Raw genomic sequence first — 26987 nt, forward strand, 5'->3', positions numbered from 1 at the left:
CTTCGGGGGTGAGCTATATGCTCGAAAACCGGGAAACGATGCTGCAAATGTTTCCCGAACTGTTCAGTAAGCAAAAGGTCAAACGCGTCAGCGATTATCCCAAGAACCTGCGTGCCTCGCTCGAGGCCTCTGCGCCGCCCAATTGCAAAGGCCGGCCCTGTGTCGCGGTCCTGACGCCCGGCATCCACAATTCTGCTTATTTTGAACACAGCTTTTTGGCCGATCAGATGGGGGTGCAACTGGTTGAGGGGCACGACCTGCGGATTGTGGACGGGCATATTGCGATGCGCACGACCCGTGGGTTTAAGGTGATTGATGTGCTGTATCGCCGGGTCGATGATGATTTCTTGGACCCGCTGACGTTTCGTCCTGACAGCATGTTAGGGGTGCCGGGCATTATGGATGTCTACCGTGCAGGCAATATCACCATCGCCAATGCGCCGGGGACGGGGGTCGCCGATGACAAGGCGATCTATAGCTATATGCCGGATATTGTTGAGTTCTATACCGGCGAAAAAGCGATCCTTAAGAACGTGGAGACGTTTCGATGCTCGGAACCTGACAGCCTGAAATACACGCTCGAAAACCTCAAGGATTTGGTGGTCAAAGAGGTGCACGGTTCGGGCGGGTACGGCATGTTGGTGGGGCCTGCGGCCAGCAAGGCTGAGCTAGCGGCCTTTGCCGACAAACTACGCGCCAACCCCGCCAACTACATCGCGCAGCCGACACTGTCGCTGTCCACTGTGCCGATCTTCACCGAAGCAGGCCTTGCGCCGCGGCACGTGGATTTACGCCCGTTTGCGTTGGTCTCGCCCGAGCAGGTTAACATCGTGCCCGGCGGGCTGACGCGCGTTGCCATGACCGAGGGCAGCCTTGTTGTGAACTCCTCCCAAGGGGGCGGGACCAAGGACACTTGGGTGCTGGAGGATTGAGCAATGCTAGGTAAAACCGCCGGTGGTCTGTATTGGATGTTTCGCAACCTAGAGCGGGCGGAAAACACTGCGCGTTTGATTGAGGCGGGGTTTCGCATTGCCCTGACACGCTCGACTGATCCGGCGTCAGATTGGCGGTCGGTCATTGTGACGTCGGCGCAGCAGGCCGCCTATGAGGCCAAATGCCAGACCTATCAAAGCACGCAAGTGACCGAGTTTTTGCTGCGTGATCCCAGCAACCCCAGTTCAGTGATGAGCCTGATCAAGAATGCGCGGGACAATGCGCGCCTGACCCGCACGGCCATCACCTCTGAGGTGTGGGGCGCGGTGAATGAGACATGGATGCGGCTGTGTGATCAGCTGTCTGCGCCCGTGCTCGACACCGAATTGCCAAAGGTGCTGGCCAGTATCCGACGACAATCTGCGCTGGTGCGCGGCGCGCTGCATGGCACGATGTTGCGCAATGATGTGTATGATTTCTGCCGTCTCGGGACGTTTCTGGAACGGGCGGACAACACCGCGCGGATCGTGGATGTAAAATACCATGCCCTGTTGCCGTCACCGTCGTTTGTCGGCTCCAAGATGGATAACGTGCAGTGGGAGACGTTGTTGCGATCTGTCTCGGGGCATCGGGCGTTTCGATGGGGCGGTGATGGCGAATACAACGCCGCCAAAATCGCGAACTTTCTGATTTTGGATCGGCGGATGCCGCGGTCTTTGGGGTATTGCGCGGACAATCTGGTCGATAACCTGACCTACATTTGTGACCAATACGGGCGGGAAACCGAAAGCCTAGAACGCGCGCATGCCATCGATAGCCGCCTGCGCGGGCGCGATATCCATGAAATTTTCGATGAGGGCCTGCACGAATTTCTCAGCACGACCTTGGTGCATCTGGGGGAATTGGGGCTTCAGATCGAAAAAGACTATAGGTTCTTTGAATAATGCAACTCTTTGTCACGCACGCCACGCACTACAGCTATGACACACCCGTTGTGTATGCCCTGCAAAAGGCTCGGCTGCGGCCTTCGGGGTCCAAGTTGCAAGAGATTGAGGCATGGGACCTGACGGTAGAGGGCGGCAAGATTGAGGCCGGGTACCGTGACCACTACGGCAACAACGTGGATTTGATAAGTGCAGAGCCGGGGACGCAGTCGTTAGTGATTACGGCGCAGGGCACGATCAACACCCATGATTTGGCGGGGGTTTTGGGGCCCGTCTATGGTCGTGCGCCGCTGTGGCATTTTCAGCAGATCACGCCGGTAACGCATTTGACCGATGATGTGGCTGCCCCCTTTCTCAGGGTGTTAAGCGCGGCCCAAAACCCGCTAGAGGGGGGGCATGCGCTGTGCCATGAAATCTTGAGCAAGGTCACCTATGACACCGACAAGACCCACGCCGCCACAACCGCCCAAGAGGCCATCGCCATCGGTCACGGCGTGTGTCAGGATCACAGCCATATTTTCATCGCAGTGGCGCGCCAAGCGGGGTATCCCGCGCGCTACGTGAGCGGGTATTTACGCATCGATGGTCGGGTGCATCAGGATGCAAACCACGCTTGGGCCGAAATACATGTGCCGGACCTGGGGTGGGTCGGGTTCGATGTGTCCAACGGGATCAGTCCGGATGACCGCTATGTGCGGTTGGCGGTGGGTCGTGATGCGCGGGACGCTGCGCCTATTTCGGGCCTGCGGATGGGTAAGGGTGGCGAAGAGTTAATGGTTTCTTTGCAGGTGCAGCAGTAGAAAGCCTATCAGGCAGTAATACAGGATACGTCGCATGACATATTGCGTGGGCATGAAGCTCGATAGGGGGCTGGTTTTCATGTCGGATACCCGCACGAATGCGGGGGTGGATAATATCTCCTCTAGTCGGAAAATGTTCAATTGGACCGTTCCGGGGGAGCGAAGCATCACCATTATGACTGCGGGCAATCTGGCCACAACGCAGGCGATGATTTCTTTGTTGCAAGAACGATCAGAGGCCGCTGAAAACCGCGCGCCCGGTATTTTGCAGCAGCCCACCATGTTTCAAATTGCACGGCTTGTGGGCAGCACGCTCAAGGAAGTGATCCTAGACAGTGCGGCTGAAGGCCCCGAAAGCGCGGATACTTTTGCCGCATCCGTAATCGTGGGTGGCCAAATACGCGGCGGGCAGCCGACTATTTTTCTGGTGTACCCGGAGGGGAATTTTATCGAAGTGACCGCCGATGCGCCGTTTTTCCAGATTGGGGAAACCAAGTACGGCAAGCCTATCCTTGTGCGCGCCTATGACCCGACACTCGACTTTCCAGAGGCGTTGAAGCTGTTGTTGGTGTCGTTCGATTCAACAGTGAAGGCCAACATATCCGTCGCGCCGCCGTTTGATGTGACGATCTACAAATCCGACAGTTTTGAAGCGGGCCAAGAGATGCGGATCAATTACGAAGATCCGATCTATCAGTCGATTTCGCAGGGCTGGGGCGATGCGCTGCGGTCCGCTTTGGATCAGTTGCCGAACTATCCGGTTGAGGAATAGAGGCGCTGTCCCGAACCGGTGTTCCGGCTTGGGGCAGCGTGTGTTTATTCCGCCGGGGCGGCCTTGGCGTTTATGTCCACCGCATCGCGGGAAGGCGCTGACAGCACCAACCGTAACAGTGGCGGCACGGTCAATAGCGTCAAGAAAGCGGACATAGACAGCCCGCCCACGACCACTGCTCCAAGGCCGCGATACAGCTCGGACCCAGCACCGGGGAACACGACCAGCGGCATCATCCCACAGATCGACGTCAGCGTAGACATAAAGATCGGTCGGATGCGGTTGCGCGTGGCCTCCTCAATGGCGTCGATGGGTGGCATTCCGTCTTCGCGCAGGTGGTATAGCGATTGGTGGACGATCAGGATTGCGTTGTTCACCACGATCCCGACCAGAATAATGAAGCCCAAAAGCGTCAGCATGTCCAACGGCTGCGTACCCACTAGGTTCAACAACGCGAGGCCGCCCACACCCCCGGCTGCCGCCACAGGCACCGAGATCATTACGACCAGCGGCAGAACAAAGCTTTCGAACAGGATCGCCATGACGAGGAACACGATCACCAGCGCGATCGCGAGGTTGATCTGGATGGCGTTCCACGTCTCGGACAGGGCATCGGCGCTGCCAGAAACGCCCAAGCGTACGCCGGGTGGCAGGCCACGTGCCTCAAGGGCTGCGATGACTTCGGTCTCTAGCAACTCTACCGCTGCCTCAAGGGGCAGCGCGTCGGAGGGACGGATTTCAAGCGTTACGGTACGCAGCCGGTCCAAGTGGCGGATTTCGGTGGGGCCAGCGGTGACGCGGACCTCAGCCAGTTCGGACACGGGCACGATCTGCCCCGAGGGCGTGACGACCGGAAAATCACCCACGTCCTGTGTGCGCAGGCCCGATAGGGCATCTTCATCGCCCTTGAGCGTCAGATCGAGGCGTCGGTTGCCGACGCTGATTTCCGCCACGCGCAACCCGTCGTTATAGGCATCAACCGTTGCCGCAAGATCCTGCGTGGTTAGCCCCGCATCCGCAAGACGGACCCGATCAGGCAAAAGCCGAACTTCGGGGGCGCCCAGTTCTAGGCCGGGGATGGGCCGGAACTGGTGCCCGTCAGAGCGTGGTAACAGCCCCGAAACCAGTCCTGCCGCTTGGCCTGCGACGCTCAGGATATCCTCCAGTTCATCGCCGGAGATATTAAGCTCAATGGTGCGGCCGCCCCCCACACCCCGACCGAACAGCGACGGTTGGGTCATAAACCCAAACGTGCCGGGTTCGGCGAAAATGGGTCGCGACAGCACCGGGATGACCTCTGCCACGCGGGTGCCATCTACGGCGGCGGCCCCGACAAAACTGTTGCCGGGGGTTGCCACGAAGAAGAACGATTGAAGGGCAGGGGTGCCGTCCTCAAGCTGGGTCGCGGGGCGGGCCTGCCACATGGGTTCGGCCACGGCCTCAATGCGCTGGGCGATGGTTTCGGTCGTGTCCAGATTGTAGCCGGGGGGCGGGATGATCAGGCCAAAGACGAGGTTCCGGTTGCCCTCAGGCAGGTATTCGAGCTTGGGCAAGAAGGTGATCGCAGCCAAGGTCGCGCCCGTCGCGATTGCGCCCACCATGATCAAACCGGCCACACGGAACCGCACGGTTAGCCGGACATAGGCCATGATCATCCACGAAAACGCGCGGCCAAAATGGTCGATCCCCGGTAGGGGCATTGGCTTGGTGTTGCTGCCCGAAAGTAGCCGACTTGAGAGCGCGGGGATAACCGTCACGGCCACCACCAGCGAAAGCAGGACGGACACCGAAATCGCCACGGCGATATCGCGGAACAACTGCCCTGCCTCTAGCTGCATCACGAGGATAGGGATGAACACCATGACCGTCGTCAGGGCCGATACAAGGATCGCGCCCCAGACCTGACGCGCGCCCTCGTAGGCCGCTTCAAATCGGGATTTGCCTTGTTCGCGCAGGCGGTAGATGTTTTCGAGCACGACAATCGCGGCGTCTACAATCATGCCCACAGCAAAGGCGATCCCGGCTAGTGAAATCACGTTGAGCGTACGCCCCGTGGCCGCCATCGCGACGAAGGTTGCCACGATGGACACCGGGATCGCGAGGCTGATGACCAGCGTTGCCCGTGGGGATCGTAGGAACAGCAGCAGCACCATGGCCGCTAGCAGGCCGCCGACCCAGATGTTTTGCGTCACCAGATCGATGGCGCCTTCGATGTAGATGGTCTCGTCATAGACTTGTTCCATCAGAAGGTTGTTGTCCGCAACGGGGCCTGCCTCCAGATCGGCCAAGACGTCCTTTACGGCCTCCATCGTTGCAATCACGTTGGCGCCTTGTTCGCGCACAATGTTGAAGGCCAGCGCGGGTTCACCCCGAAACCGCAAGCGCGCGGTCGGCTCCTTGTAGGAAAACCCGACATCGGCGACTTCGCTGACCGTGACGCGGCCCAAGGCCCCTGTTGTGCCAAGGCTGGCGCTGCGCAAAACGACGCTTTCGATGGCCGCAATGGTGTTGAGGTTGCCGTCAGCACGCACGACATAGCGGCGCTTTCCCTCATCCACATCGCCAGCAGAGAGCGAGATGTTTTCCGCGCGCAAGCGGTTGACGACTGCGGGGATGGTCAGGCCAAACCGGGCCAATTCCTCGGGGCGGATCACGATTTGCAGCTCGCGCGAAACGCCGCCAAAGACGTTGACGGTAGACACCCCATCAACGCGTTCGACCCGTTCTTTTAGGACGTCTTCGACGAAATCTCCATAGGTCGACATCAGGCGCGTGTTGCCTTCGGCGGCGCGCAGGATGACCCATGCGATGGGGCTATCGTCCGAGCCGGAAGTGTTGAGCGTCGGCTCACCGGCTTCTGCCGGATAGCCCCCCACACGGTCGAGCCGGTTTGACACCAACAACAAGATGTCGCCCATATCCGAGCCGACCGCGAATTCCAGCGTGACCTCTGCCTGCCCGGTCCGGGATCGGCTGGTCATCGTTTCGAGACCTTCAAGCCCGCGGAATGCATCCTCCTGGAGGTTGACGATTTCACGCTCAACTTCTGCGGGGGCAGCACCTGGCCAACTGGTTTCGACCACGACCACGGGTTTGCGAACATCTGGGGCCAGCTGAACCGGGATGCGGCTAAGGGCAAGCGCCCCGAACAGCACGGCCATGATGACAACGGCAACGACCGCGATGGGGCGTTGAATAGACGCGCGGATCAGATCCATGGGTTCTTATCCTTGGTTGTCTGTTGTTTCGGCGTCTGCCGTAGGGGGGGGCGCGTTGGTTGACATGATGCTTTGCCCCGGCCGCAGGCGTTCATTGCCGCGCACGACGACCTGATCGCCGGGTGCGAGACCCGACAGAACCTCAAACCCGCCGGCCATCGCGGCACCAATATCCACGGGGCGTGGTTGTGCGGTGCCGTCGGCGTTCACAAATACCATCCATCCGCCCGCGCCTTGCACCAATGCGTCTTTGGGGACCGAGACGACCTCACGCGGGGCGCTGACGGGAATGTCCAGCGTGACGGTCTGGCCCACGGCGATGGTCACGTCGGGTTGCGTGACCTCAAACCGGACGGGCCGGGTGCGGGTGGCCGCGAATTCCGTTGGTAGAATGGCACGCAGGGTGACCTCTAGGCTGCCGCCCACATCTGTGCTGGCAGACACTGGTTGGTCGGATTGCAGCGCGCTGATGAAGCGTGCGGGCACGTTGGCCTCTACCTCCATTGCGCCGATATCAAGCAGCGTGACCACTTGGCTGCCCAGCGAAATGAACTGCCCGACCTCGGTGTTAACCTCTAGGACGACGGCGTCAAAAGGCGCGCGTATGATCGCGTTGTCAAAGGCGTATTGGGCTTGGCTGCGTGCAACTTCGGCGGCGCGCAGGCGGGCCTGCGCCTCGGCGCGGGTGGCGACGGCTTCGTCAAAATCGCTCAACCGATCTTCGAGTTGTGCCTGCGAGATATTGGCATTCTCGCGCAGGGTTTCGGCCCGGCGTAGGGCGCGTTGGGCCCGGTCGACGCGGGCCTCGGCCACACCGACGCCGGCCGCGGCAATACCTGCTTCGGCTTCGGCTTGGCCGATCTGGAGGCTCAGCAATTCTGTATCTAACTGCGCAAGAATCTCACCGGCGGTGACATGTGCGCCGACCCTCGGTGGGACGCTTTCGACCACGCCTGCGACCCGCGCGGCAACCGCGCTTTCGCGGCCCGACACAACTTGGCCAAACACGGCAATCGTGTCCGAACTGGTCTGTAGTGCAACATCCGCAGTTTCGACCATGGCGGGCCGTCCCTGCGCCAGCGTGACCGCAGGCAGGGTGCTGATGAATGCCAAAGTGGCCAATAGTTTGAATGCGCGCATGTCTAAGTCCTTGTTTGCGGGCGGTTCACCCCGTCCGGCTCGTCATCACATAGCGCGATCTAGTGGCAAACCCAACGCACATGGATGAACAGAGGACTGCGCGTGGCTGCGCAGTGTCAGCTGGTGCTAGCTGCCTGAAAAAGGGGCGGATTGCTTACCTTGCCCTCAGTCCTGATGGGGGGCGAGCAGAGGGTGCATTTGACGGGATTTATAAAATTGAGTGTTTTAGTATGGAATGCTTGACAGGCTCGCGAGATTGAGTAATTGACTGTATTAGTCGGAATAAGGAAAGACCCATGACATTTAAATCCACCGTCTCTGTTTTCACGCTTGCGATGGTCGCAATGACCGGTACGCCAAGCGTTGGTTTCGCCGAGGGCGAACTGAACCTTTATTCGTCGCGCCACTACGACACCGACGAGCGTCTGTATTCGGATTTTACCGACGCCACGGGCATTGAGATCAACCGGATCGAAGGCAAGGCCGACGAGTTGATCACCCGGATGCAGGCAGAAGGTGCGAATTCACCGGCCGATATCCTGCTGACCGTCGATACCTCGCGGCTGGAGCGGGCCAAGGCCGCCGGTGTGCTGCAATCCATCGAAAGTGCTTCGCTAGAGGACCGCCTGCCGGATTATCTGCAGGACAGTGACAACCAGTGGTTCGGGTTTTCACAGCGCGCGCGGATCATTTTCTATGACAAAGCGGACGTTCAGAACCCACCCAAATCATACCTTGATCTGGCCGACCCCGCGTATGAGGGCATGGTGTGCCACCGCTCCTCGACGAACGTGTATTCGCAGACCTTGATGGGCGCGATCATCGCCAACCATGGCGAAGAGGCGGCGCAGGAATGGGCGGCTGGCTTTGTGAATAACTTTGCCCGTGATCCGCAGGGTGGTGATACCGATCAGCTTCGTGGGCTCGTCTCGGGTGAATGTGATATCTCCATCTCGAACACCTATTATTTCTCCCGCGCGTTGCGCCGCGATGTGGATGGGCTGAATGCGGAGGCGCTGGCCAACATTGGCTGGGTGTTCCCGGCGCAGGATGCCGAAGGCGCTCATATGAACCTTTCAGGTGGCGGGGTGGCCGCACACGCACCGAACCGTGAAAACGCGATCAAGTTCCTCGAATACCTCGCGAGCGATCAGGCGCAGCAGTACTTTTCAGCCGGGAATGATGAGTATCCGGCGGTGCCGGGTGTGGAGCTAAGCACGTCGGTTGCCGCACTTGGAATCTTTAAGCCCGATGATCTGCAAGCTTCTGAGATCGCGGCGAATGTGCCCAAGGCTCAGGCTATTTTCAACGCGGTTGGCTGGGAATAAATCTAGTCAAATTGCAAGTCAAAGGGCGTGCCGCTGGGCGCGCCCTTTTTGGTTTGGGTCTAGGTGGCTTTATGCGTTGTCGCGGGCGACGCGTCGACACAGCAACACCACCGGGATCAAGCCCAGAAGAGCGATCATCAGGCTGGGTACTGCCGCGCCTTGCAGACGTTCGTCTGAGGCGAGGCGATAGGCCTGCACCGCAAGCGTGTCATAGTTGAAGGGCCGCATGATGAGCGTAGCTGGTAGTTCTTTGATCACATCCACAAACACGATGAGGGCAGCGGTGAACAGGCTGGGTGCGATGATCGGCGCGTGTACCCGGCGCACCAGCCCACCAACCCCCTGGCCAAGGACCCGCGCGGCGGCGTCCATATTGGGGCTGACCGCAGAAATACCGCCCTCGTACGACCCAAGCGCAGCCGCCATAAAGCGGATCAGATAGGCGAGGATCAGCACCCAGATAGACCCGGTGAACAACAGACCTGTAGAGACATCAAAGGTCGCCCGCATCCATGCATCCAGAGTGTTGTCAAAGGCCGCAAAGGGCACCAACAGCCCCACGGCGATCACCCCTCCGGGCACCGCATACCCCAACCGCGCTATATAAAGGGCAGCACCCGTCAAGCGCGTGGCCTTGATCCGGTGGACGGATCCCAACACGATCGCCCCTGCCACCGTCAGTAGTGCCGCAATAGTCGCGAGCGTCAGTGTGTTTTGGACAAAGCCGATGTAGCGGCGGCTAAAAATGTTCTGTTCAGACCCGATGGCCATTGTCGTCAGCGTAATGACCGGGATCACAACGCCCAGCACGACGGGCAGCAGACAAAGCGTCATCGCCCCCCATTTTCCGGTGCCTGTCAGTTGTATCCGGACCATCGCTTCTTGGCGGCGGCCGTTGTTGTAACGCACGTTGCCCCGGCTGTAGCGTTCCAGCATCGCGAGTAGCAGGGCAAAGGCCAGTAACCCCAGAGCCAACTGCGCGGCGGCAGCGCGGTCGGCTAGCGTGAACCAACTGGTATAGATACCGGTGGCAAAGGTCTGGACGCCAAAATAGGCGACGGTGCCAAAGTCCGCGATGGTTTCCATTGTGGCAAGCATGACCCCCGCCGCAATGGCGGGCCGGGCAAGCGGCAAACAGACTGAGAAGAACGCGCCCGTAGGTGTGCGCCCCAGTGCGCGGGCCGCGTGGAATGTCGTGGCGCTTTGGCCCATGAACGAGGCGCGCGCCAAAAGGTAGACATATGGATACAGCACCAGCGTCAGCATGAGTGCCGCCCCCCCGATAGAGCGGATTTCGGGGAACCAATAATCCCGCGGCCCCCAGCCGAACATGGCCCGCAAAGTGGTTTGCACGATGCCCGGGTGATCGAGGATATGCGTATAGGCGTAGGCGAGCACATAGGCCGGAAAGGCAAGCGGGATCACCAGTGCGATTTCGCATAAACGGCGTCCAGGGAAGTCGGTCATCGTGACCAGCCACGCCGCCCCCGCGCCCAAGCAGGCCGTGCCAAAGGCCACGCAGATGACCAGTATCAAGGTTGCGGATGCGTACCGGCCCAGCACCGTATTGCTCAGTTGTTCTAGCGTGTCGAATGAACCGGAGAATGCCGCGAGCAAAACCGCCACGTGCGGCAACAGGCACAAAAGCGCGATCACACTTGCGGTGATGACAAAGAAGCGTCCGGATAGGAAAGCGGCCAAGGCGAGCTCCGTCAAATTGGGTTCTGGGGTTGATACCCCGATGCTGCCTGACAGAAAAGCTAAGAAAAAGGGCCGCCCCCTGAAGGGACGGCCCAAAAGCGTGGTATGCGGTGCGCTTATACCAGGTCGAAACGATCCGCGTTCATGACCTTGGTCCATGCGGCGACAAAGTCTGCGACCAGCTTGGGCTCACCATCACTGGCGCCGTATACTTCGGCCACAGCCCGCAGTTGCGAGTTGGAACCAAAGACCAGATCGACGGCGGTGCCGGTCCATTTGGCAGCACCTGTTGCGCGATCTTTGCCGGCATAGGCGGTATCGCCGGTTTTGGTCCACTCGGTGCCCATATCGAGGACGTTGACGAAGTAGTCGTTCGTCAGCTGTCCTTTGCGGGCGGTGAACACACCATGATCAGAGCCGTCGTAGTTGGCACCAATCGCACGCATGCCGCCGACCAGTGCGGTCAGCTCGGGCGCGTTCAGACCCAGCAGTTGTGCACGGTCCACCATCAGTTCCGCAGGGGCGCGGGTCTGGCTGGCGGCGACGTAGTTGCGCATCGCGTCCGAGCGCGGCTCAAGCCAGCCGTAGCTGTGCGTGTCCGTCATCTCTTGGGTGGCGTCGGTGCGGCCCGGTGTGAAGGGCACCGTGACGTCGTGACCTGCGTCCTTGGCGGCTTTTTCCACTGCGGCGGAACCGGCCAGCACGATCAGATCAGCCATGGATACTTTGGTGTCGCCCTTGGCGTCAAAGTCCGCTTTGATCCCTTCGAGAACGTCCAAGACCTTGGACAATTCGGCGGGGTTGTTGACTTCCCAGTCCTTGGCAGGGGCCAAACGGATGCGTGCGCCATTGGCCCCACCACGTTTGTCGGAACCGCGGAAGGTCGAGGCCGAAGCCCATGCCACACGGGTCATTTCCTGCACGCTAAGGCCGGATTCGAGCAGTGCTGCCTTGAGGTCTGCGACGTCTGCGTCCGACACCAAGGGGTGCGTGACAGCGGGAACCGGGTCCTGCCATGGCTGCGGCTCTGCGGGCACAAGGGGGCCAAGGCCACACTCATAGGGGCCCATGTCGCGGTGGGTCAGCTTGTACCATGCGCGGGCAAAGGCGTCCGCAAAGGCGGCTGGGTCCTTGTGGAAACGCTCCGAGATTTCGCGGTAGGCGGGGTCGGTGCGCAAGGCCAAGTCGGCGGTGGTCATGATCGGCGCGTGACGCTGTGCTGCGTCGTGTGCGTCGGGCACGATGTCGCCGGCAGCTGGGTCGGTTGGGATCCACTGGTGTGCACCCGCGGGTGAGGACGACAGCGTCCACTCATAGCCGAGCAGAATGTCAAAGTAGTCGTTGTCCCACACGATTGGGTTACGCGTCCATGCACCCTCGATGCCGGAGGTAATGGTGTGCACGCCTTTGCCGCTCTCGTAGGAGTTCGACCAACCGGTTGCCATGGCTTCCAGTGGTGCGCCCTCAGGCTCGGGGCCGACATACTGGCCTGGATCAGCAGCGCCGTGTGCCTTGCCAAAGGTGTGACCACCGGCAACCAAAGCAACGGTTTCTTCGTCGTTCATCGCCATTTTCAGGAAGGTTTCGCGCACGTCGTGGGCCGATGCCTGTGGGTCTGGGTTACCCATAGGGCCTTCGGGGTTCACATAGATCAGGCCCATTTGCACGGCACCTAGGGCACCAATCAGTTCACGCGGGTCGTTATAACGCTCTGTGTCGTCGCCCAGCCATTCGGTCTCGGGGCCCCAATAGATGTCTTCCTCGGGCTCCCAAATATCAGCGCGACCACCAGCGAAACCAAAGGTTTCAAAGCCCATGGATTCGAGTGCTACGTTGCCTGTCAGGATCATCAGGTCGGCCCAGCTGAGGCTTGCGCCGTACTTTTGCTTGATCGGCCACAAAAGGCGGCGGGCTTTGTCGAGGTTGCCGTTGTCGGGCCACGAGTTCAACGGTGCGAACCGCAAGTTGCCTGCGCCCGCGCCACCGCGACCATCGCCCACGCGGTAGGTCCCGGCAGAGTGCCACGCCATCCGGATGAAGAACGGGCCGTAGTGGCCGTAGTCTGCGGGCCACCAGTCTTGGCTGTCGGTCATCAGCGCGTGCAGGTCGGCGCGAACCGCATCCAGATCAAGCGATTTGAATGCTTCAGCGTAGTTAAAATCGGCGCCCATGGGGTCGGGCGTTTTGCCTTGTTGGTGCAGAACCTTGAGGTTCAACTGGTTTGGCCACCAATGCTGGTTCGCGGTCGAACCTGTGGCGCTTGTGTTGTGCATCACCGGGCATTTGCCAGCGCTGTCTACGGGGGCTCCATCCATGGAAACTCTCCAAATCTGTTGGTTAAAGGTGACGGCGTCTAAGCAGCAATCAAGCCGTCTTGGAATTATTCTAACATCTGAGGTAAATCAGGGGAACTTGTTTTATCTGATAATAGTGATAAGAATTTCTGATGATTAACTTGACGCTCAAACAGCTTCGCTATTTGGATGCCCTCGCTGCACAGGGGCATTTTGGCCGTGCGGCTTCGATCTGTGCTGTGTCACAGCCCGCGCTGTCTATGCAGATCAAAGAATTGGAGGACAGCCTTGGCCTTGCGCTTGTGGAACGCGGCGGGCGGCAAGTGCGGCTGACGGAATTTGGGGCACGGTTTGTGGCCAAAGCCCGCGAGGTGCTTGCACAGGTCGAAGACATGGGCGAGATGGCCCGCGCCGCCCAAGACCAGCTTATGGGGCGTTTGCGGCTGGGCGTGATTCCCACCATTGCGCCCTATCTGTTGCCGCAGGTGATGACCGCGCTGGGCCGCAGTCATGCGGGGCTGGACCTGCATGTGCGTGAAACACAAACGCACCGACTGTTGGCGGATGTTGAGGCTGGGTTGCTAGAGGCGGCGATTGTCGCCCTGCCGGTGTCTGAGCCGGGGCTGACAGAGGTCGCATTGTTCGACGAACCCTTTGTCCTTGTGCGCCCAGGGGCAGAGGCTGGCCGCCCCGTACCGGACGCCCAGGCGATGGCCGAAATGCGCCTGCTGCTGTTGGAAGAGGGGCATTGTTTTCGCGACCAAGCGCTTGAGTTTTGTGGCCTGAGCGGTGTGGGGCGTGAGGCGCTGGATGCCTCATCGCTGTCGACGCTGGTGCAAATGGTCGATGCGGGCATTGGCGTTACGCTATTGCCGGAAATGGCGGTGCGGCTGGAAACCCGGTCAACGCAGGTGGATGTCACGGTCTTTTCTGGCGCGCAGCCACCAACCCGAACCGTTGGGATGGTGTGGCGCAGGTCCAGCCCATTGGCCGCGCAGTTGCACGATATTGCACAGGTTGTTCGGGTCGCGGCCCTGAACTAGGCGCGCGCAGCCACGCCGAACAACCCACCCATGTGCCGTGTCGCGACCCGTTGCACCACGATCAACGCGATGACCCAGCCCGAGGCCACGGCCGTCGCGATGCCGAACCAAACGCCCCAAACGTCAAAGCCCATGGCCCCCACGAACAGCCAGATGAAAGCCGCCACGCCGAACCCTTGACGGTAGAGGCTGATCCACAGGGTGTAGACGGGTTGCTTAAGTGCCTGAAGGATCGAGTTGATGGAAAACAGCATCATGTAGATCGGGAAGAGAATGGCATCGACCTTGAGATAGCTTGCGCCGACCGCGATCACCTCTGGGTCGTCCGAGAAAAGCGACACAAAGTAAGCCCCGCCAAACCACAGAGTTGGGGTCGCGATGACAGTCATCGCAAAGCCGAGCTTCCAGCAATAGAACAACGCGTCGCGGACGCGGTCGTGGTGCCCGCCACCAAAGTTCTGCCCCGCGATGGGCAAGAGCGCGCCGGTCATCCCGAGAACAGGCAAAAGCAAGATCTGCTCAATCCGGAGGCCCACGCCGTAGGCTGCAATTGCGCTTTCACCAAAACCCTTGAGTGCGAATTGCACCACGAAGCCTGAGACGAACATTACCATCATAGCGGTAGAGGACGGCAAGAGCTGCGATGTGATGGCGCGGAAACGGGACATATCAGGGGCAAAAGCCGCGCGGGTGATGCCTTCGAAAATCTCAAGCTGTGACACGCGGTAAAGGATCCAGACCATCACACCGGTTTGGCTAAGCACGGTTGCAATCGCGATCCCGTTAAAGCCAAAGCCCAGCGTAAACATCAAAAGCGGGTTGAGCACGATGTTGGCCACGAAGGCGACCATCAATGCGCGCTGCATCGAAACGGTGTCGCCATGCGCCTGAAGAATGCCGTTCGCCCCATAGGACATGAAAAACCCCGGCAGCGAAAAGATCAGGACGTAAAAATAGCCCATCGCCGCATCGCGGTAGCCGCCCGGCTCGGACACGACCGTGATCAGGGCGGGGCCTACGAAATACGCCACACCCATCAGGATTGCTGTGGCGATAACGCCATAGGTGATCCCTTGGGCGGCGATGGCGCGGGCGTCGTCTGTGTTCTTGGCGCCTTTCGCGTTTGAGACAAGCGCGCTCATGGCGGAGCTGAGGCCAAAGCCGATGGCCATAAAGACGAAAAACGCTTGGAACCCGATGGCCAACCCGGCCTGCGCTTCGGTCGAGAGCATCCCTGCGTAAAACACATCGACCACGTTATAAAGCGTGGCAAACAGCATCCCCATGGCCGCAGGCACGGCCAATCGCCAAAAGTGGCCCGACATTGGGCCCTCGGTTAGGTCGTATTCGCGACGGTTCTTCATTGCTCGGCTGCTTGCATTTTACGCTCCAGCCAGCGGACACCCGCAGAAACGATAAGGATCAAAATCAAATATTCCACCACAAGGATCGTGTAAATTTCGAGCGGTCGATAAACGCTTACGGACAACTCATTCGCCTTGCGGGTCAGTTCCTGCATGCCAATGACCGACACAAGCGACGACATTTTGATCATATAGACGAATTGATTGCCCAAGGCGGGCAGGATGCGGCGGATGGCTTGGGGTAGGATCACATAGCGCATCGTATCGCGGTAGTTGAGCGAGATGGACTGCGCCGCCTCATACTGGCCGCGCGCAACTGACTGGATGCCTGCGCGAAAAATCTCGGCCTGAAACGCGCTGTCCGATAGCGCGAGGGCGAGGACACCGGCCCAAAAAATCGTCAGGTTAATGCCCGACACGACAGGCAGCCCGTACCAAACCCATAGGATGAGGACGAGGATCGGGACGGCACGGACCAGCTCAACATAGGTGCGGTTGACCCCGCGCCAGCCCCGGTGTTTCGACAGGCCCGGCAGGGCGATCAACAGCCCGATTACCACGGAAAAACAGATCGCCGTCAGCGAAAGGGCAATGGTCCAATACGCACCGGAGGCCAAGAATTTGAGGTTGTTCCAACCGGTCGTCGTGGTCGGATCGATAATGTACCAGCCCCAGTTGGCGCCGCCGCATCCCGTTAACAGCAGCAGGGGAACGAGAAGGAAAATACGGTTCATGACGCGCCCCTAATGATTGAGGATTTGATTGAGAAAAGTGGCGAAACGCTCTGATTTGGGCGCTTTGAACACTTGCTCGGGGGGGGCCGACTTCGACGATTTCGCCTTTGTCCATGAACACCATGGTGTCCGCGACTTTGCGCGCAAAGCCCATTTCGTGCGTGACCACGATCATCGTCATACCGGACCGCGCCAGTTCGACCATTACATCCAAGACTTCGGCGATCATTTCGGGATCAAGGGCTGAGGTCGGCTCATCGAATAGTAGAATGCGAGGCTCCATGCACAGGGACCGAGCGATGGCCACGCGTTGCTGTTGGCCGCCAGACAGTTGGCGCGGCAGCTTGTTAGCCTGATCGGGGATGCGCACACGCTCTAGGTATAGCATCGCGCGGGCCTCGGCTTCTTCCTCGCTTAGGCCCAAGGCGCGCCGCGGCCCCAGCGTGAGGTTTTCAAGCACAGTCAGATGCGGAAACAGGTTGAACTGTTGAAACACCATCCCAACGGTGCCGCGAATGTGATCAAGTGTTTTGTCGCTTAGCGTGACACCATCCACCACGATATCGCCGGTTTCATGGGCCTCAAGGCGGTTGATGCAGCGGATCAAGGTCGATTTGCCGGACCCGGAGGGACCACACACCACAACACGCTCACCTTCCTTAACGGAAAGAGAAACGTCCTTGAGCGCTTGAAAATCATCAAAAAACTTGGAAACGCCCTGCATCGAAATGAGGGGCGCCTGTGCGGCATCGGGCATGGAGGGTCTTTCTGGCTCGTGTCAGATTTTTATAAACTATAGTGTCATAAAAATTAGACACCACTGGGCATTTCTTTCCTTGAGTGGCAAACTATGTCCCAATCATCAAACAGGAAGGTATCCCGATGACTTTTTTCAAAACCACCGCGACGATTGTCGCACTGGCCGCGAGCACCGTGGCCGCGCACGCACAATCCGTCTTGCAGGAAATCCTGTCGGAGGGCGTGCTAAAGGTCGGCACAACGGGTGACTGGAACCCGATGACCATGCGCGACGTAGCCACAAATAGCTACACTGGCTACGATATCGACGTGATGACACAACTCGCCGCCGATTTGGGTGTCGAGATCGAATTCGTCCCCACAGACTGGAAAACGCTGGTCGCAGGTGTGACTGCTGGTCAATACCACATCACAGGCTCCGCGTCCGTATCGCCGGCCCGCGCAAAGGCCGCAGGCTACTCAAGCAGCTATTTCTCACTTGCGACGGTGCCACTGACGCTCAAGGAAAACGCAGGTCGTTTTTCTGAGTGGGAAGATCTCAATCAGGCAGACGTCAAAGTCGCCGCGACCTTGGGCACCACGCAAGAGCAACAGGTCAAAGCGTTCTTTCCGAACGCCGAGCACCGGATCGTCGAAGCCCCCGCCCGTGACTTCCAAGAAGTTCTTGCCGGTCGCGCAGATGCCAACATCACCTCTAACGTAGAGGCCAACAAACTGGTCGCACAGTACGACCAGTTGATGATTGTGCCCGTGTCCCAGGGGCGCGCGCCAACCCCCATCGCGATGCTGATGCCACAGGCTGATCAGGTCTGGATCAACTACGTCAACACATGGATCACGCTCAAGCAAGAGCAGGGGTTCTTTGACGAACTGGGTGTGAAATGGCAGCTTTTGGCTGAATAATTCTCGACCAATCTTAGAAAAGGCCGTCCTTTGGGGCGGTCTTTTTTATGCAATTGACCACAAATGCACGGCCTGCAATCGCTACATTTTTCTCATACTGGGACGCGGGCAAAACCGTGCTAATTCTGCCCAAGCACCTGTTCGGAGGCTCTATGCTCATTATCTACAATGTCCCCGTTTCGACCTACACTGCCAAGCTGCGGGTCACACTGCGCCACAAGGGCCTCGCGTGGAAAGAACTGCCCCCACCCGGCGGTTATGGTTCGGCGGAATACAAAGCCATCGTGCCTTCCGGCAATATCCCCGCCATGGTGCATGATGGCTTTATGCTCGCCGACAGTGAGGCCATTGCCGAATACCTCAACGAAGCCTTCCCAGATGTCCCGATGCTTCCTGCTGATCTGCGCCAGCGAGCTAAGGCCCGCGAATTTGGGCGGCTGCACGACACGCGCCTCGAACCCAACGTACGGGCACTCTTCCCACAGGTCGCCCATGCTACACGCGACATGGATGCGGTCCGAACCTGTGGCGCCGCGCTGAGCCAAAGCCTCAAGGCCCTCGAACTTTTACTCAGCCATTCCCAGTTGCCAACAGATCAATTGTGGCTCTGTGATACAGGCTTCGCTATCACGTTCGCATGGATCGATGCGATGGAAACCGCGCTTGGCGTGCCCGTCGAATGGCCCACCGCTGTACGCGCCTACCAAACGCGCTTGCACGGGTTCAAAGCTGTCTCTGACGAACTGGAGTTCTACCGCCCAGCAATGGAGGATTACCTTCAAAAAGCCCGACCCTAGATAGGTTCAAAACACTCTTTGGTTCCCGAATATCCCGGGGGAGGCGCGTCAGCGGCGGGGGCAGCGCCCCTTTACGCCCGGCGCAGTCTCAGCGCGTTGGTCACCACAAAGACAGAGCTTAACGCCATCGCTCCGCCGGCAAGCATGGGCGACAGCATCACACCCCAAACGGGGTAGAGCGCGCCCATTGCGACCGGGATCAAGGCAGTGTTGTAGGCGAATGCCCAGAAAAGGTTTTGTCGGATATTACGCATTGTCGCTCGACTTATGGCCACGGCGCGCGCAACTCCGCCCAAATCCCCGGACATCAAAACCACATCCGCTGCCTCCATCGCGATATCGGTCCCGGTTCCGATCGCAAGGCCCACGTCCGCCAAAGCCAGCGCGGGCGCATCATTGATCCCATCGCCGACAAAAGCCAACGGGCCGTCCGCGCGCAACCGCTCAAGAGCGGCCGTCTTGTCCGCGGGCAGACAGTCTGACACCACGATATCAATTCCAAGCTTCGCGGCCACCGCATCGGCGGTAGAAGCCGCGTCGCCCGTAATCATCGCAACTCTTAGCCCCATCTCCCGCAATGATGCGATTGCGGCGGGTGTGCTGTCTTTGATGCGGTCTGACACGCCGATAGCCGCCACCAAGTGGCCATCAATCGCCGCATAAAGGGGCGTCTCTGCCGGACTGAAAGGCCCGTCTAGATCTAGCGTCACGCCCAGCTGGGCCATAAATCGCGCGGCACCTACTTGGATCGTTTTGCCGTCAACAAGGGCGCTTGCACCCATACCTGGGGTGGCGCTGAATTTGGTTGCCTTGAGCAGGGGCAAGCCATCAGCCGCGCGACAAATCGCCTGCGCGATGGGGTGCTCGGACTGGCTTTCTACGGCAGCGATTTGGGCCAAGACGGTGTCTCGGTCTAGCCCTTCGCGCAGAGTGAGTGTGGTCAACTCCGGGCGGCCCTCTGTCAGCGTGCCCGTTTTGTCGAAGGCAATCGTTGAAATTTTCTCAAGGCGCTGCAATGCCTCGCCCTTGCGAAATAACACCCCCAGATCTGCGGCGCGGCCCGAGCCAACCATGATGGACGTCGGTGTCGCAAGGCCCATGGCGCAGGGGCAGGCAATAATCAGGACGGATACGCCCGACACCAGTGCCAGCCCCAGCGCGGGATCCGGGCCGAATATCAACCAAATTCCTATCGTAATTGCCGCCAACCCCATCACAACGGGCACGAATACCCCAGTGACCCGGTCCACCAAGGCCTGGACCGGTAGCTTTGCGCCTTGGGCGGTTTGGACCATGTCGATCACTTGCGCCAAGACGGTGTCGCGCCCGACGGCGCGGGCTTCCATTACCAAGGCTCCAGTCCCGTTGACCGTGCCGCCGATGACCTGCGTGCCGGGGGTTGCGTGAATAGGCACGGGCTCGCCCGAAATCATGCTTTGATCGACAAAGCTGTCACCCGACACAACGGTGCCGTCTACGGGCACGCGTTCGCCGGGGCGAATGTGCAAGCGGTCGCCAACAATGACGTCCGCAAGGGGGCGTTCGACGGGGCCTGCATCGGTCTCGACCCGGGCGGTTGCTGGGCGCAGTCCGATCAACCGGGTGATGGCGGCCCCCGTGCGGCCCTTAGCACGGGCCTCTAGTGCGCGGCCGAGCAGGATTAGGGTGCAGATCACGGCAGCCGCTTCAAAGTAGATGGCCTGCGTACCCTCGGGCAGGATGTTCGGCGCAAACAGAGCCACCGTTGAAAACCCCCATGCCGATGCAGTGCCCAATGCGACAAGCGCGTTCATCTCGGGCGCGCCGCGCAGCAGGCTGGGCACCCCAAGCCGAAAGAACACTGCACCGGGGCCTGCCAAAACGACTGTCGCCAGTGCGAATTGGATGAGCCAACTGGTGCGCATGCTGATGGTCATTTGTATCCAGTGGTGGAAGGCAGGCGATAAGTGACTGCCCATTTCGAGGATCAACACCGGCAGGGTCAAAATACCGGCGATCAATGCCGCGCGTTGCAGTGCGGTACTTTCGGCGGCTTTTCTATCGACCCGCGGGATCGCGCTGTTGGTGACATGGGCGGTGTATCCAGCATCCGTCACCGCTTGGGCCAGTTGGGCAGGTGTCGTGACACCCTCAACGTAGGTGATCTTTGCTGTCTCGGATGCAAGGTTAACGCTGGCCTGCGTGACGCCGGGAACCGCGCGCAATGCGCTTTCGGCCCGACCGACGCATGACGCGCAATGTAGCCCAGTGATCGTAAGGTCCGCCTGTGATGTGGCCGCCGGATAGCCTGCCGTTTCGAGGGCCGCGCGGGCGGCTAGGAATGTATCGTCGTCCGCTACCTGCATCTGCGCAGTTTCCGAGGCGAGGTTTACTTGCGCCGATGTCACGCCCGGAACTGCCGACAACGCAGCCTCGGCGCGGCCAACGCAAGACGCGCAATGCAGGCCGGTAATTGAAAATGTGATAGTGCGGGACATAGATGCTCCTCTCTTCTCAGATAGGAACAAAACCCACAATTTGCCAAGGCCCGCTGCCTGCGGCGAAAGCGTCAGGGCAGGGGATCGGTGCGGTACAACTGCACCTTTAGGCCGCCATGCGCGATGGGTCCCTCTGTCGGCAAGAGCGGCAGGCCAGTGGCCTTGGCCAGCCCACCGTCGGAGGTGATAATGCCAACCCGCCACCCGCTAAATCGTTCTAGCAGGGTTTTGCCGAGGGCCCCGTAGAGAGAGAATAGCAGTTTGCGTTCGCCGATGCGCGCGCCATAGGGCGGATTGACGATGACAAGCCCGGGCGCGGTATCGGATGGTGGGGTCAGGTCGCTAGCGGCGGCGCGCGTGAATGTCACGGCGACGCCTGCGCGCGCGGCATTGTCCGTGGCCATCTTGATTGCGCCTGCATCCCGGTCGGAGCCGTGGAATTGCGTAGCGGCCTTGGTCTGGTGGCCTTGGGCCTTGGCGCGCATCGCGGTCCATGCATCTGCGTCAAAGGTGGCAAGTTGTTCAAAAGCAAAGCTGCGCGACCGTCCTGGCGCGATGCCCGCGGCAATTTCCGCCGCCTCAATCACAAAAGTGCCAGAGCCGCACATGGGGTCCACCACGGCTTCATGGCCCGTAAACCCGCATTGCCACAAAAAGGCCGCCGCCATGTTTTCGCGCATAGGGGCCTTGCCCACGCCCGCCTTGTGCCCGCGTTTGTGTAGACTTTCGCCAGAAGTATCGATGCTGATAGTGCATAAGTCATCGAAAATGCGAACCTTGAGCACGACCTCAGCCTCAGCCGACAGGGTGACGCCCGCGCTTTCGGTTAGGGCGCGTTCCACGCGCTGTCGTGCGGCGTTGTCGTGATAGATTTTGGACTTGCGGCAGGTCACTTCGACCCGCACGGGTACATCAGTGCGCAAAAAGGCCGCCCAGTCGAATTTGCGTGCACGCTTGTCCAGCTGCGCAAGGTGGAACGCCCGAAAGCTGCCCACACGGGCCAAAACCCGGCCCGCGCTGCGCAGCCACAGGTTTGCCCGCCACACATCGGGCCAGCCGCCCTCAAATGTGACACCGCCCGGAACGACCTGCGCTCCATCATAGCCCAATTCGACCACTTCGGTGCACAAAGTGTGTTCTAGCCCAGGTGTGGTCGTCGCAAAGATTTCAAAGTTGCCCATCCTGCGTCCCTAGCGCCAAATGCCCGCCGCAGCGAGCCGAAAAAATGCCAGCCACGGTCGGTATGTGGTGGGAATTCTTGTCAGAACGTTTACATTCTCGGGACCCCCACGACGAGGGTGGGGCAAAAATGGGAGAGATCTGATGAAGATGTTTACGAAAGCGGCCTTCGCGGCGGCTGTCTTGGCCGTTGGTGCCATGGGAACAGCAAAAGCCGAAGAAGCCAATTATGTGCTGTCGACGGCCTCCACCGGTGGCACCTATTATCCCGTCGGCGTGGCCCTTTCCACGCTGGTCAAGGTCAAGCTGCAGCCAAAACAAAAAATCGGCATGTCCGCGATTTCGTCGGCAGGTTCGGGCGAAAACGTTCGTCTGATCCGCGAAGGCGAAGCACAGTTCGGCATTTTGCAGGGTCTGTTTGGGTACTACGCTGCGACGGGCACGGGCCCGCTGGCAGAAGTCGGCCCCCAAGAGCACCTGCGCTCAGTTTCGATGCTGTGGCAGAACGTTGAGCAATTCATCATCGCCGCTGATGCCGCCGAAACTGGCACGCTGTCGGATGTGACCAAACTGACAGGTGCATCCATGGCTCTGGGGCGTCAAAACTCCGGGACAATCGGTTCCAACGCCGCTCTGATGGCTGGCTTAGGCATCGACATCAACGAAGCGTTCGATCTGGTGTACGCAGGTTATGGCCCCTCGGCTGAGGCGCTGCAGAACGGTCAGGTCAAAGGCATTTCGACACCCGCAGGTGTCCCAACTGGTGCCGTTAGCCAATTGTTGGCTGCAGCAGGTGACAGCGTGAAATTCCTGAACGTGACACCCGAGGAACTTGCAGCCGCAGACGGCGGTCGTGAACTTTGGACGCCCTACACCATCGCGGCTGGCACTTACCCCGGTCAGACCGAGGATATCCAGACGATGGCGCAGCCTAACTTCTTGGCCACGCACGCCGACCTGCCCGAAGAGCACGTCTACATGATCACCAAAACCATGTATGAAAACCTGCCCTTCTTGCAGGCGATCCACCCCGCGACCAAAGCCATGGCAATTGACTCCGCCATTGCAGGCCTGCCAGTGCCGCTGCACCCCGGTGCGCAGCGTTACTATGAAGAAGTCGGGATCGAAATCCCCGCGCGCCTGATCGCGCAGTAAAACGACCTTAGGGCCAGCGGAACAAACCGCTGGCCCTTCTTCTATTCCGGGGAGGGGATACGATGGCTGACGCAACACCAGTGGACCGCGAAGAGGGCGGTTTGACACGGGAATATACCGGCCTTGCGGGTGTGCTTTTGGGGGTGCTGTGCGCGGGCATCGCGTTGATGCATCTGTATGTGGCGCTTGATCCCTTTATCTCGGAACTGCAACGCAACGCCTTTCACTATGCGGGCTTTGGGTTCTTGGCCTGTCTATTGTATCCACTTGCGACCAACCCGGCGGTTCGCGCTCTGGATATTCTTTTTGGGGTTCTGATCGCCGCCTCCGCTATTTATTTATCCCTCGCGGAGAATGCGATTTACGATCGCGGGGTGAAGCTGATTACACTCGACTGGATCGCGATTGGCATCTGTGTCGCAGGCGCGGTTGAGCTGACGCGCCGTCTGACAGGGATGATTATCCCCACGCTGATCGTCCTTGCACTGACCTATGTCGGTTGGTGGGGCTCGCTCATTGGAGGCGTCTTTTCGTTCCCCGGCCTTAGCTGGGAAACCGTCGCGTTCCGCTCCATCTATGGGGATGACGCGATGTTCGGGACGATCGCGCGCATATCCTCTACTTATGTTTTCTTGTTCATCATTTTTGGCGCGTTCTTGCTGCGGTCTGGCGCGGGCGAGTTCGTGATCGACCTTGCGCGTGCGGTTGCGGGCAAATTGGTGGGTGGGCCGGGCATCGTCGCGGTGATTGCATCGGGGCTTACGGGCACGATCTCTGGCTCTGCGGTGGCGAATACGGCGTCCACTGGGGTCATCACCATCCCCCTGATGAAGAAGGCGGGATTTAAGCCCAAGTTTGCTGGCGGAGTAGAGGCCGCATCCTCCACGGGCGGGCAGTTGATGCCGCCAATCATGGGGGCCGGTGCCTTTGTAATGGCCAGCTTTACGCAGATCTCATACGAGACGATTGTCGCTGTCGCGGCACTTCCGGCGCTATTGTATTTCCTCTCCGTGGCGTTTTTCGTCCGGATTGAGGCCAAGCGCATGAACCTCGCTCCGATGCCGTCGGATGGCCAAACACTTGGCTCGGCCTTCCGCAAAGGCGGCGCCAGTTTTGTGATCCCGATTACATTGCTGATCGGCATGTTGGTCGCGGGCTTTACCCCCACTTATGCGGCGGTTTTCGGCATTGTCGCGGTGATTGCATCCAGCTGGCTTACGCAAAATCCAATGGGCCCCAAAGCCGTGTGGGAGGCTTTGATCCTCGGGACCAAGAATATGGTGCTCACGGCGGTTTTGCTCTGCGCGGTGGGCTTGGTCGTGAACGTGATCACCACGGCGGGTGTGGGCAATACGTTCAGCCTGATGATCGCAAGCTGGTCGGGGGGGAACATCCTGATAGCGATTTTCTTGATCGCATTGGCCTCGTTGGTTTTGGGCATGGGGTTGCCCGTCACAGCGGCTTATATCGTGCTTGCGACGCTGTCGGCGCCCGCCCTGGCGGGGATGATTTCGGACCGATTTGTGATCGACGCGTTGGTCGCCGGGACGCTGGCGGACCCGGCAAAGGCGATCCTAATGATCGGCGTGCCTGAGGCGATAATGGCATTGGCGGGGCCAATGGATCCTGCGGCTGCAAGCGCGCTGGTCGGTGGCTTGCCGCTAGAATTGGCGGCACCTTTGCGCGACTTGGTTGTCCCGCAGGATGTGGCCGTAACGGCGATCTTGTCGGCGCATATGATCATCTTTTGGCTGTCCCAAGACAGCAACGTGACGCCACCTGTGGCTCTGGCGGCGTTTACCGCGGCGGCCATTGCGCGGGCACCGGCGATGGCCACCGGCGTGGCTTCGTGGAAGCTGGCGAAGGGGCTTTATATCGTACCTGTCCTGTTCGCCTACACGCCGCTGTTGTCGGGGGACTGGGGGGCGATGTTGACCGTGTTCGCCTTTGCGGTTGTTGGCATTTATGCACTGGCCGCAGCGCTTCAGGGCTGCATGGAAGCGCGCTTGGGCGTGGTATGGCGCGCAGTCTTGGCAGTGGCAGGTGTTGCCTGCCTCTGGCCATCAGACATGCGGGTTCAGTTGATCGGCGCAGCTATCGTGATCGCCAGCCTTGTGATCAACTTGCGGGTTGCGAAATCTGTGCCTCAGCCCACGCCATAAGGGCGTCAAGATCCGGGGCGACCTCAACTGCGAGGCCCCCGGTGAACTCTTGAAACGCGGCCAGATTGGCCCCGTTGAGGCCACATAAAACGGGCAGATCGGCGGCCATTGCTTCACCGATCAGGGGGCGAAACCCACGGCCCTGCGCCTCATGCTTACCGAACTTGTTCACGAGCAAAAGATCCGCGGTGTCCAGCGCTTGGGACGTGGCGGCCACGGCCTGTTCCAGCGCGGCAGGGTCCAGCCGACAACCGCGTGCGCCAAGCCCAAGAGACTGCGATATCCGCAGCACTTCGCCGGAATGCAGCACCGTAAGGTCCATGTCGCATTTACGCTCTGGCCCGCAATCTACGTTGCGTTGCACCACACCGGCGCAGGTCACGCCGCGTGCGCTTAGCCGCTGGGCCAGTTGGGCCAGCAGCAGGTCCATATCGCCCTTTCCGGGCATCATTGTATAAGCAAGTGTCATGGGCGCAGTGTGCACCTTAGCGGCTCTAGTTCAACGTTAGATTGCTCAGTTGGGCGCGAATAAATGTGTCGGTGTCGTCCGCATCCGCCGTAACACCCACCCCGATCAGAACGCCGGGGCCCGTACCAAATGCTGCGCGGTAGTCCGAGGCTAAATCAACAGTTTCGGTATGTTGACCCGTTCCCGCGCCGCGCCGCACGAGAGTACGAAGGCCGGGGTGATATGGGCTTTGCATGACAGTCCCGCGGGTTTTGTCGCCGCCCCAGACGTAGACAAGGGCGGTTGTGTTCTTGTCCCGCAATAATCGTGCAGCGCGGTTTGGGTTAATGTTCGCGGCGTTTTCTTGGGTGGTATAAACGAAATAGAGCGCGATGTTGCGGTCATCGCCGCCCTTTTGGCCCAAGTCCGTAGGGGGCACGCTTTGTTGCACCGCCCAAGCCCAACTTGCAGCCTTTGCATCCCGTAGACCCTCGGGCACTGCGCGCCATAAAAGCGAGACTGTTCCATCGGATACTATGTCTAACGCGCTGCCCTGTTGAGCATAGTCATTTGAAAAAAGACGCAGAAACCCTTGCTCACGCCAAGAGCCATCAAAGGGGATTTGTGTCGCTGCCGCAGGCAGGGTGAGTATGCAGGCCACGAGGGTGGCGGTGATGGTGTGTCTCATGCAGGCAGTTGAGCAAGGTGCGCGGAATAAGGGAAATCACAAGGCTGTGGGTAGTTTGGGTTAGCTTGTGGATCGTTTGCCACTAAGACATGTATTTTGTCCAACACACCGCATATAGTTGTGGACAACCCCAAGACACACCAAATTA

General features: G+C 59.7%; 20 protein-coding genes and 1 pseudogene. 10 read left to right on the plus strand and 11 right to left on the minus strand.

The annotated features are described in order from the left end of the window. The 4 genes from AC4GMC_RS08305 to AC4GMC_RS08320 all read left to right on the plus strand — a co-directional run. Positions 1–932: circularly permuted type 2 ATP-grasp protein (locus tag AC4GMC_RS08305; protein ID WP_488093446.1), on the plus strand; the 932-nt coding region annotated here is incomplete at its 5' end. A gap of 3 nt (positions 933–935) precedes the next feature. After that, the gene (locus tag AC4GMC_RS08310) at positions 936–1877 is read left to right on the plus strand and encodes an alpha-E domain-containing protein (protein ID WP_487878066.1); all 942 of its coding nucleotides are present in this window, start codon (positions 936–938) and stop codon (positions 1875–1877) included. Beyond that, a complete protein-coding gene (locus AC4GMC_RS08315) occupies positions 1877–2677 on the plus strand; it encodes a transglutaminase family protein (RefSeq protein ID WP_487878067.1) in 801 nt (266 codons plus the stop codon). Before AC4GMC_RS08310 ends, AC4GMC_RS08315 begins: the two co-directional genes overlap by 1 nt. A 34-nt stretch (positions 2678–2711) precedes the next feature. After that, on the plus strand, positions 2712–3449 hold the full coding sequence (locus AC4GMC_RS08320; RefSeq protein ID WP_487878068.1) for a proteasome-type protease: 738 nt from the start codon (positions 2712–2714) through the stop codon (positions 3447–3449). Positions 3450–3493: 44 nt separating this feature from the next. Here the strand turns inward: AC4GMC_RS08320 and AC4GMC_RS08325 are convergent, their stop codons facing one another. Further along, on the minus strand, positions 3494–6667 hold the full coding sequence (locus tag AC4GMC_RS08325) for an efflux RND transporter permease subunit (protein ID WP_487878069.1): 3174 nt from the start codon (positions 6665–6667) through the stop codon (positions 3494–3496). Between the two features lie 6 nt (positions 6668–6673). Further along, positions 6674–7807, minus strand: a complete 1134-nt coding sequence (locus AC4GMC_RS08330) for an efflux RND transporter periplasmic adaptor subunit (RefSeq protein WP_487877555.1) — start codon at positions 7805–7807, stop codon at positions 6674–6676. A 335-nt stretch (positions 7808–8142) separates the two neighbouring features. On the opposite strand from AC4GMC_RS08330, the gene AC4GMC_RS08335 reads away from it, so the two are divergent. Then, a complete protein-coding gene (locus tag AC4GMC_RS08335) occupies positions 8143–9135 on the plus strand; it encodes an extracellular solute-binding protein (RefSeq protein WP_487877556.1) in 993 nt (330 codons plus the stop codon). A 69-nt stretch (positions 9136–9204) separates the two neighbouring features. Here AC4GMC_RS08335 and AC4GMC_RS08340 read toward each other — a convergent pair whose 3' ends face one another. Both AC4GMC_RS08340 and katG read right to left on the minus strand, forming a co-directional pair. Then, the gene (locus tag AC4GMC_RS08340) at positions 9205–10836 is read right to left on the minus strand and encodes an ABC transporter permease (protein ID WP_487877554.1); all 1632 of its coding nucleotides are present in this window, start codon (positions 10834–10836) and stop codon (positions 9205–9207) included. A gap of 116 nt (positions 10837–10952) precedes the next feature. Beyond that, positions 10953–13151 (minus strand): catalase/peroxidase HPI, encoded by a 2199-nt coding sequence (katG, locus tag AC4GMC_RS08345; RefSeq protein WP_487877553.1) that lies wholly within the window; start codon positions 13149–13151, stop codon positions 10953–10955. A gap of 131 nt (positions 13152–13282) precedes the next feature. Here katG and AC4GMC_RS08350 point away from each other — a divergent pair, with 131 nt between their 5' ends. After that, positions 13283–14173: a LysR substrate-binding domain-containing protein gene (locus tag AC4GMC_RS08350; protein WP_487877552.1), complete on the plus strand. Its 891-nt coding sequence runs from the start codon at positions 13283–13285 to the stop codon at positions 14171–14173. On the opposite strand, the gene AC4GMC_RS08355 is transcribed toward AC4GMC_RS08350, so the two are convergent. From AC4GMC_RS08355 to AC4GMC_RS08365, 3 genes and pseudogenes are all read right to left on the minus strand, one after another. Beyond that, the gene (locus tag AC4GMC_RS08355; protein ID WP_487877551.1) at positions 14170–15537 is read right to left on the minus strand and encodes an MATE family efflux transporter; all 1368 of its coding nucleotides are present in this window, start codon (positions 15535–15537) and stop codon (positions 14170–14172) included. The two genes, AC4GMC_RS08350 and AC4GMC_RS08355, sit on opposite strands and share 4 nt — an antisense overlap. After that, a complete protein-coding gene (locus tag AC4GMC_RS08360) occupies positions 15534–16271 on the minus strand; it encodes an amino acid ABC transporter permease (RefSeq protein WP_038004530.1) in 738 nt (245 codons plus the stop codon). Before AC4GMC_RS08360 ends, AC4GMC_RS08355 begins: the two co-directional genes overlap by 4 nt. A 9-nt stretch (positions 16272–16280) precedes the next feature. Beyond that, positions 16281–17028: pseudogene (locus tag AC4GMC_RS08365) on the minus strand (amino acid ABC transporter ATP-binding protein). Between the two features lie 125 nt (positions 17029–17153). Here AC4GMC_RS08365 and AC4GMC_RS08370 point away from each other — a divergent pair. Next, positions 17154–17933, plus strand: coding sequence for a transporter substrate-binding domain-containing protein (locus AC4GMC_RS08370; RefSeq protein ID WP_487878966.1), 780 nt, complete (start codon positions 17154–17156; stop codon positions 17931–17933). 47 nt (positions 17934–17980) lie between these two features. Then, the gene (locus AC4GMC_RS08375; protein ID WP_487876987.1) at positions 17981–18730 is read left to right on the plus strand and encodes a glutathione S-transferase family protein; all 750 of its coding nucleotides are present in this window, start codon (positions 17981–17983) and stop codon (positions 18728–18730) included. A 71-nt stretch (positions 18731–18801) separates the two neighbouring features. On the opposite strand, the gene AC4GMC_RS08380 is transcribed toward AC4GMC_RS08375, so the two are convergent. Both AC4GMC_RS08380 and AC4GMC_RS08385 read right to left on the minus strand, forming a co-directional pair. After that, complete coding sequence (locus AC4GMC_RS08380) at positions 18802–21207, minus strand: heavy metal translocating P-type ATPase (RefSeq protein ID WP_487876986.1); 2406 nt, start codon at positions 21205–21207, stop codon at positions 18802–18804. 71 nt (positions 21208–21278) lie between these two features. Then, positions 21279–22388: a THUMP domain-containing class I SAM-dependent RNA methyltransferase gene (locus AC4GMC_RS08385; RefSeq protein WP_487876985.1), complete on the minus strand. Its 1110-nt coding sequence runs from the start codon at positions 22386–22388 to the stop codon at positions 21279–21281. A gap of 142 nt (positions 22389–22530) precedes the next feature. Between AC4GMC_RS08385 and AC4GMC_RS08390 the strand changes: the two genes are divergently transcribed. Together AC4GMC_RS08390 and AC4GMC_RS08395 are read left to right on the plus strand one after the other, a co-directional pair. Beyond that, positions 22531–23541: a TAXI family TRAP transporter solute-binding subunit gene (locus AC4GMC_RS08390; RefSeq protein WP_487876984.1), complete on the plus strand. Its 1011-nt coding sequence runs from the start codon at positions 22531–22533 to the stop codon at positions 23539–23541. Positions 23542–23603: 62 nt separating this feature from the next. Continuing rightward, the gene (locus AC4GMC_RS08395) at positions 23604–25703 is read left to right on the plus strand and encodes a TRAP transporter permease (RefSeq protein WP_487876983.1); all 2100 of its coding nucleotides are present in this window, start codon (positions 23604–23606) and stop codon (positions 25701–25703) included. On the opposite strand, the gene AC4GMC_RS08400 is transcribed toward AC4GMC_RS08395, so the two are convergent. Beyond that, entirely contained in the window at positions 25660–26172 is a 513-nt protein-coding gene (locus tag AC4GMC_RS08400; protein ID WP_487876982.1) for a DUF2478 domain-containing protein, read from the minus strand. The genes AC4GMC_RS08395 and AC4GMC_RS08400 overlap by 44 nt on opposite strands. Positions 26173–26197: 25 nt before the next feature. Next, positions 26198–26839, minus strand: a complete 642-nt coding sequence (locus AC4GMC_RS08405; RefSeq protein ID WP_487876981.1) for a DUF3047 domain-containing protein — start codon at positions 26837–26839, stop codon at positions 26198–26200. Positions 26840–26987 lie beyond the last annotated feature (148 nt).

The organism is Thalassobacter sp. (genome assembly GCF_982993085.1).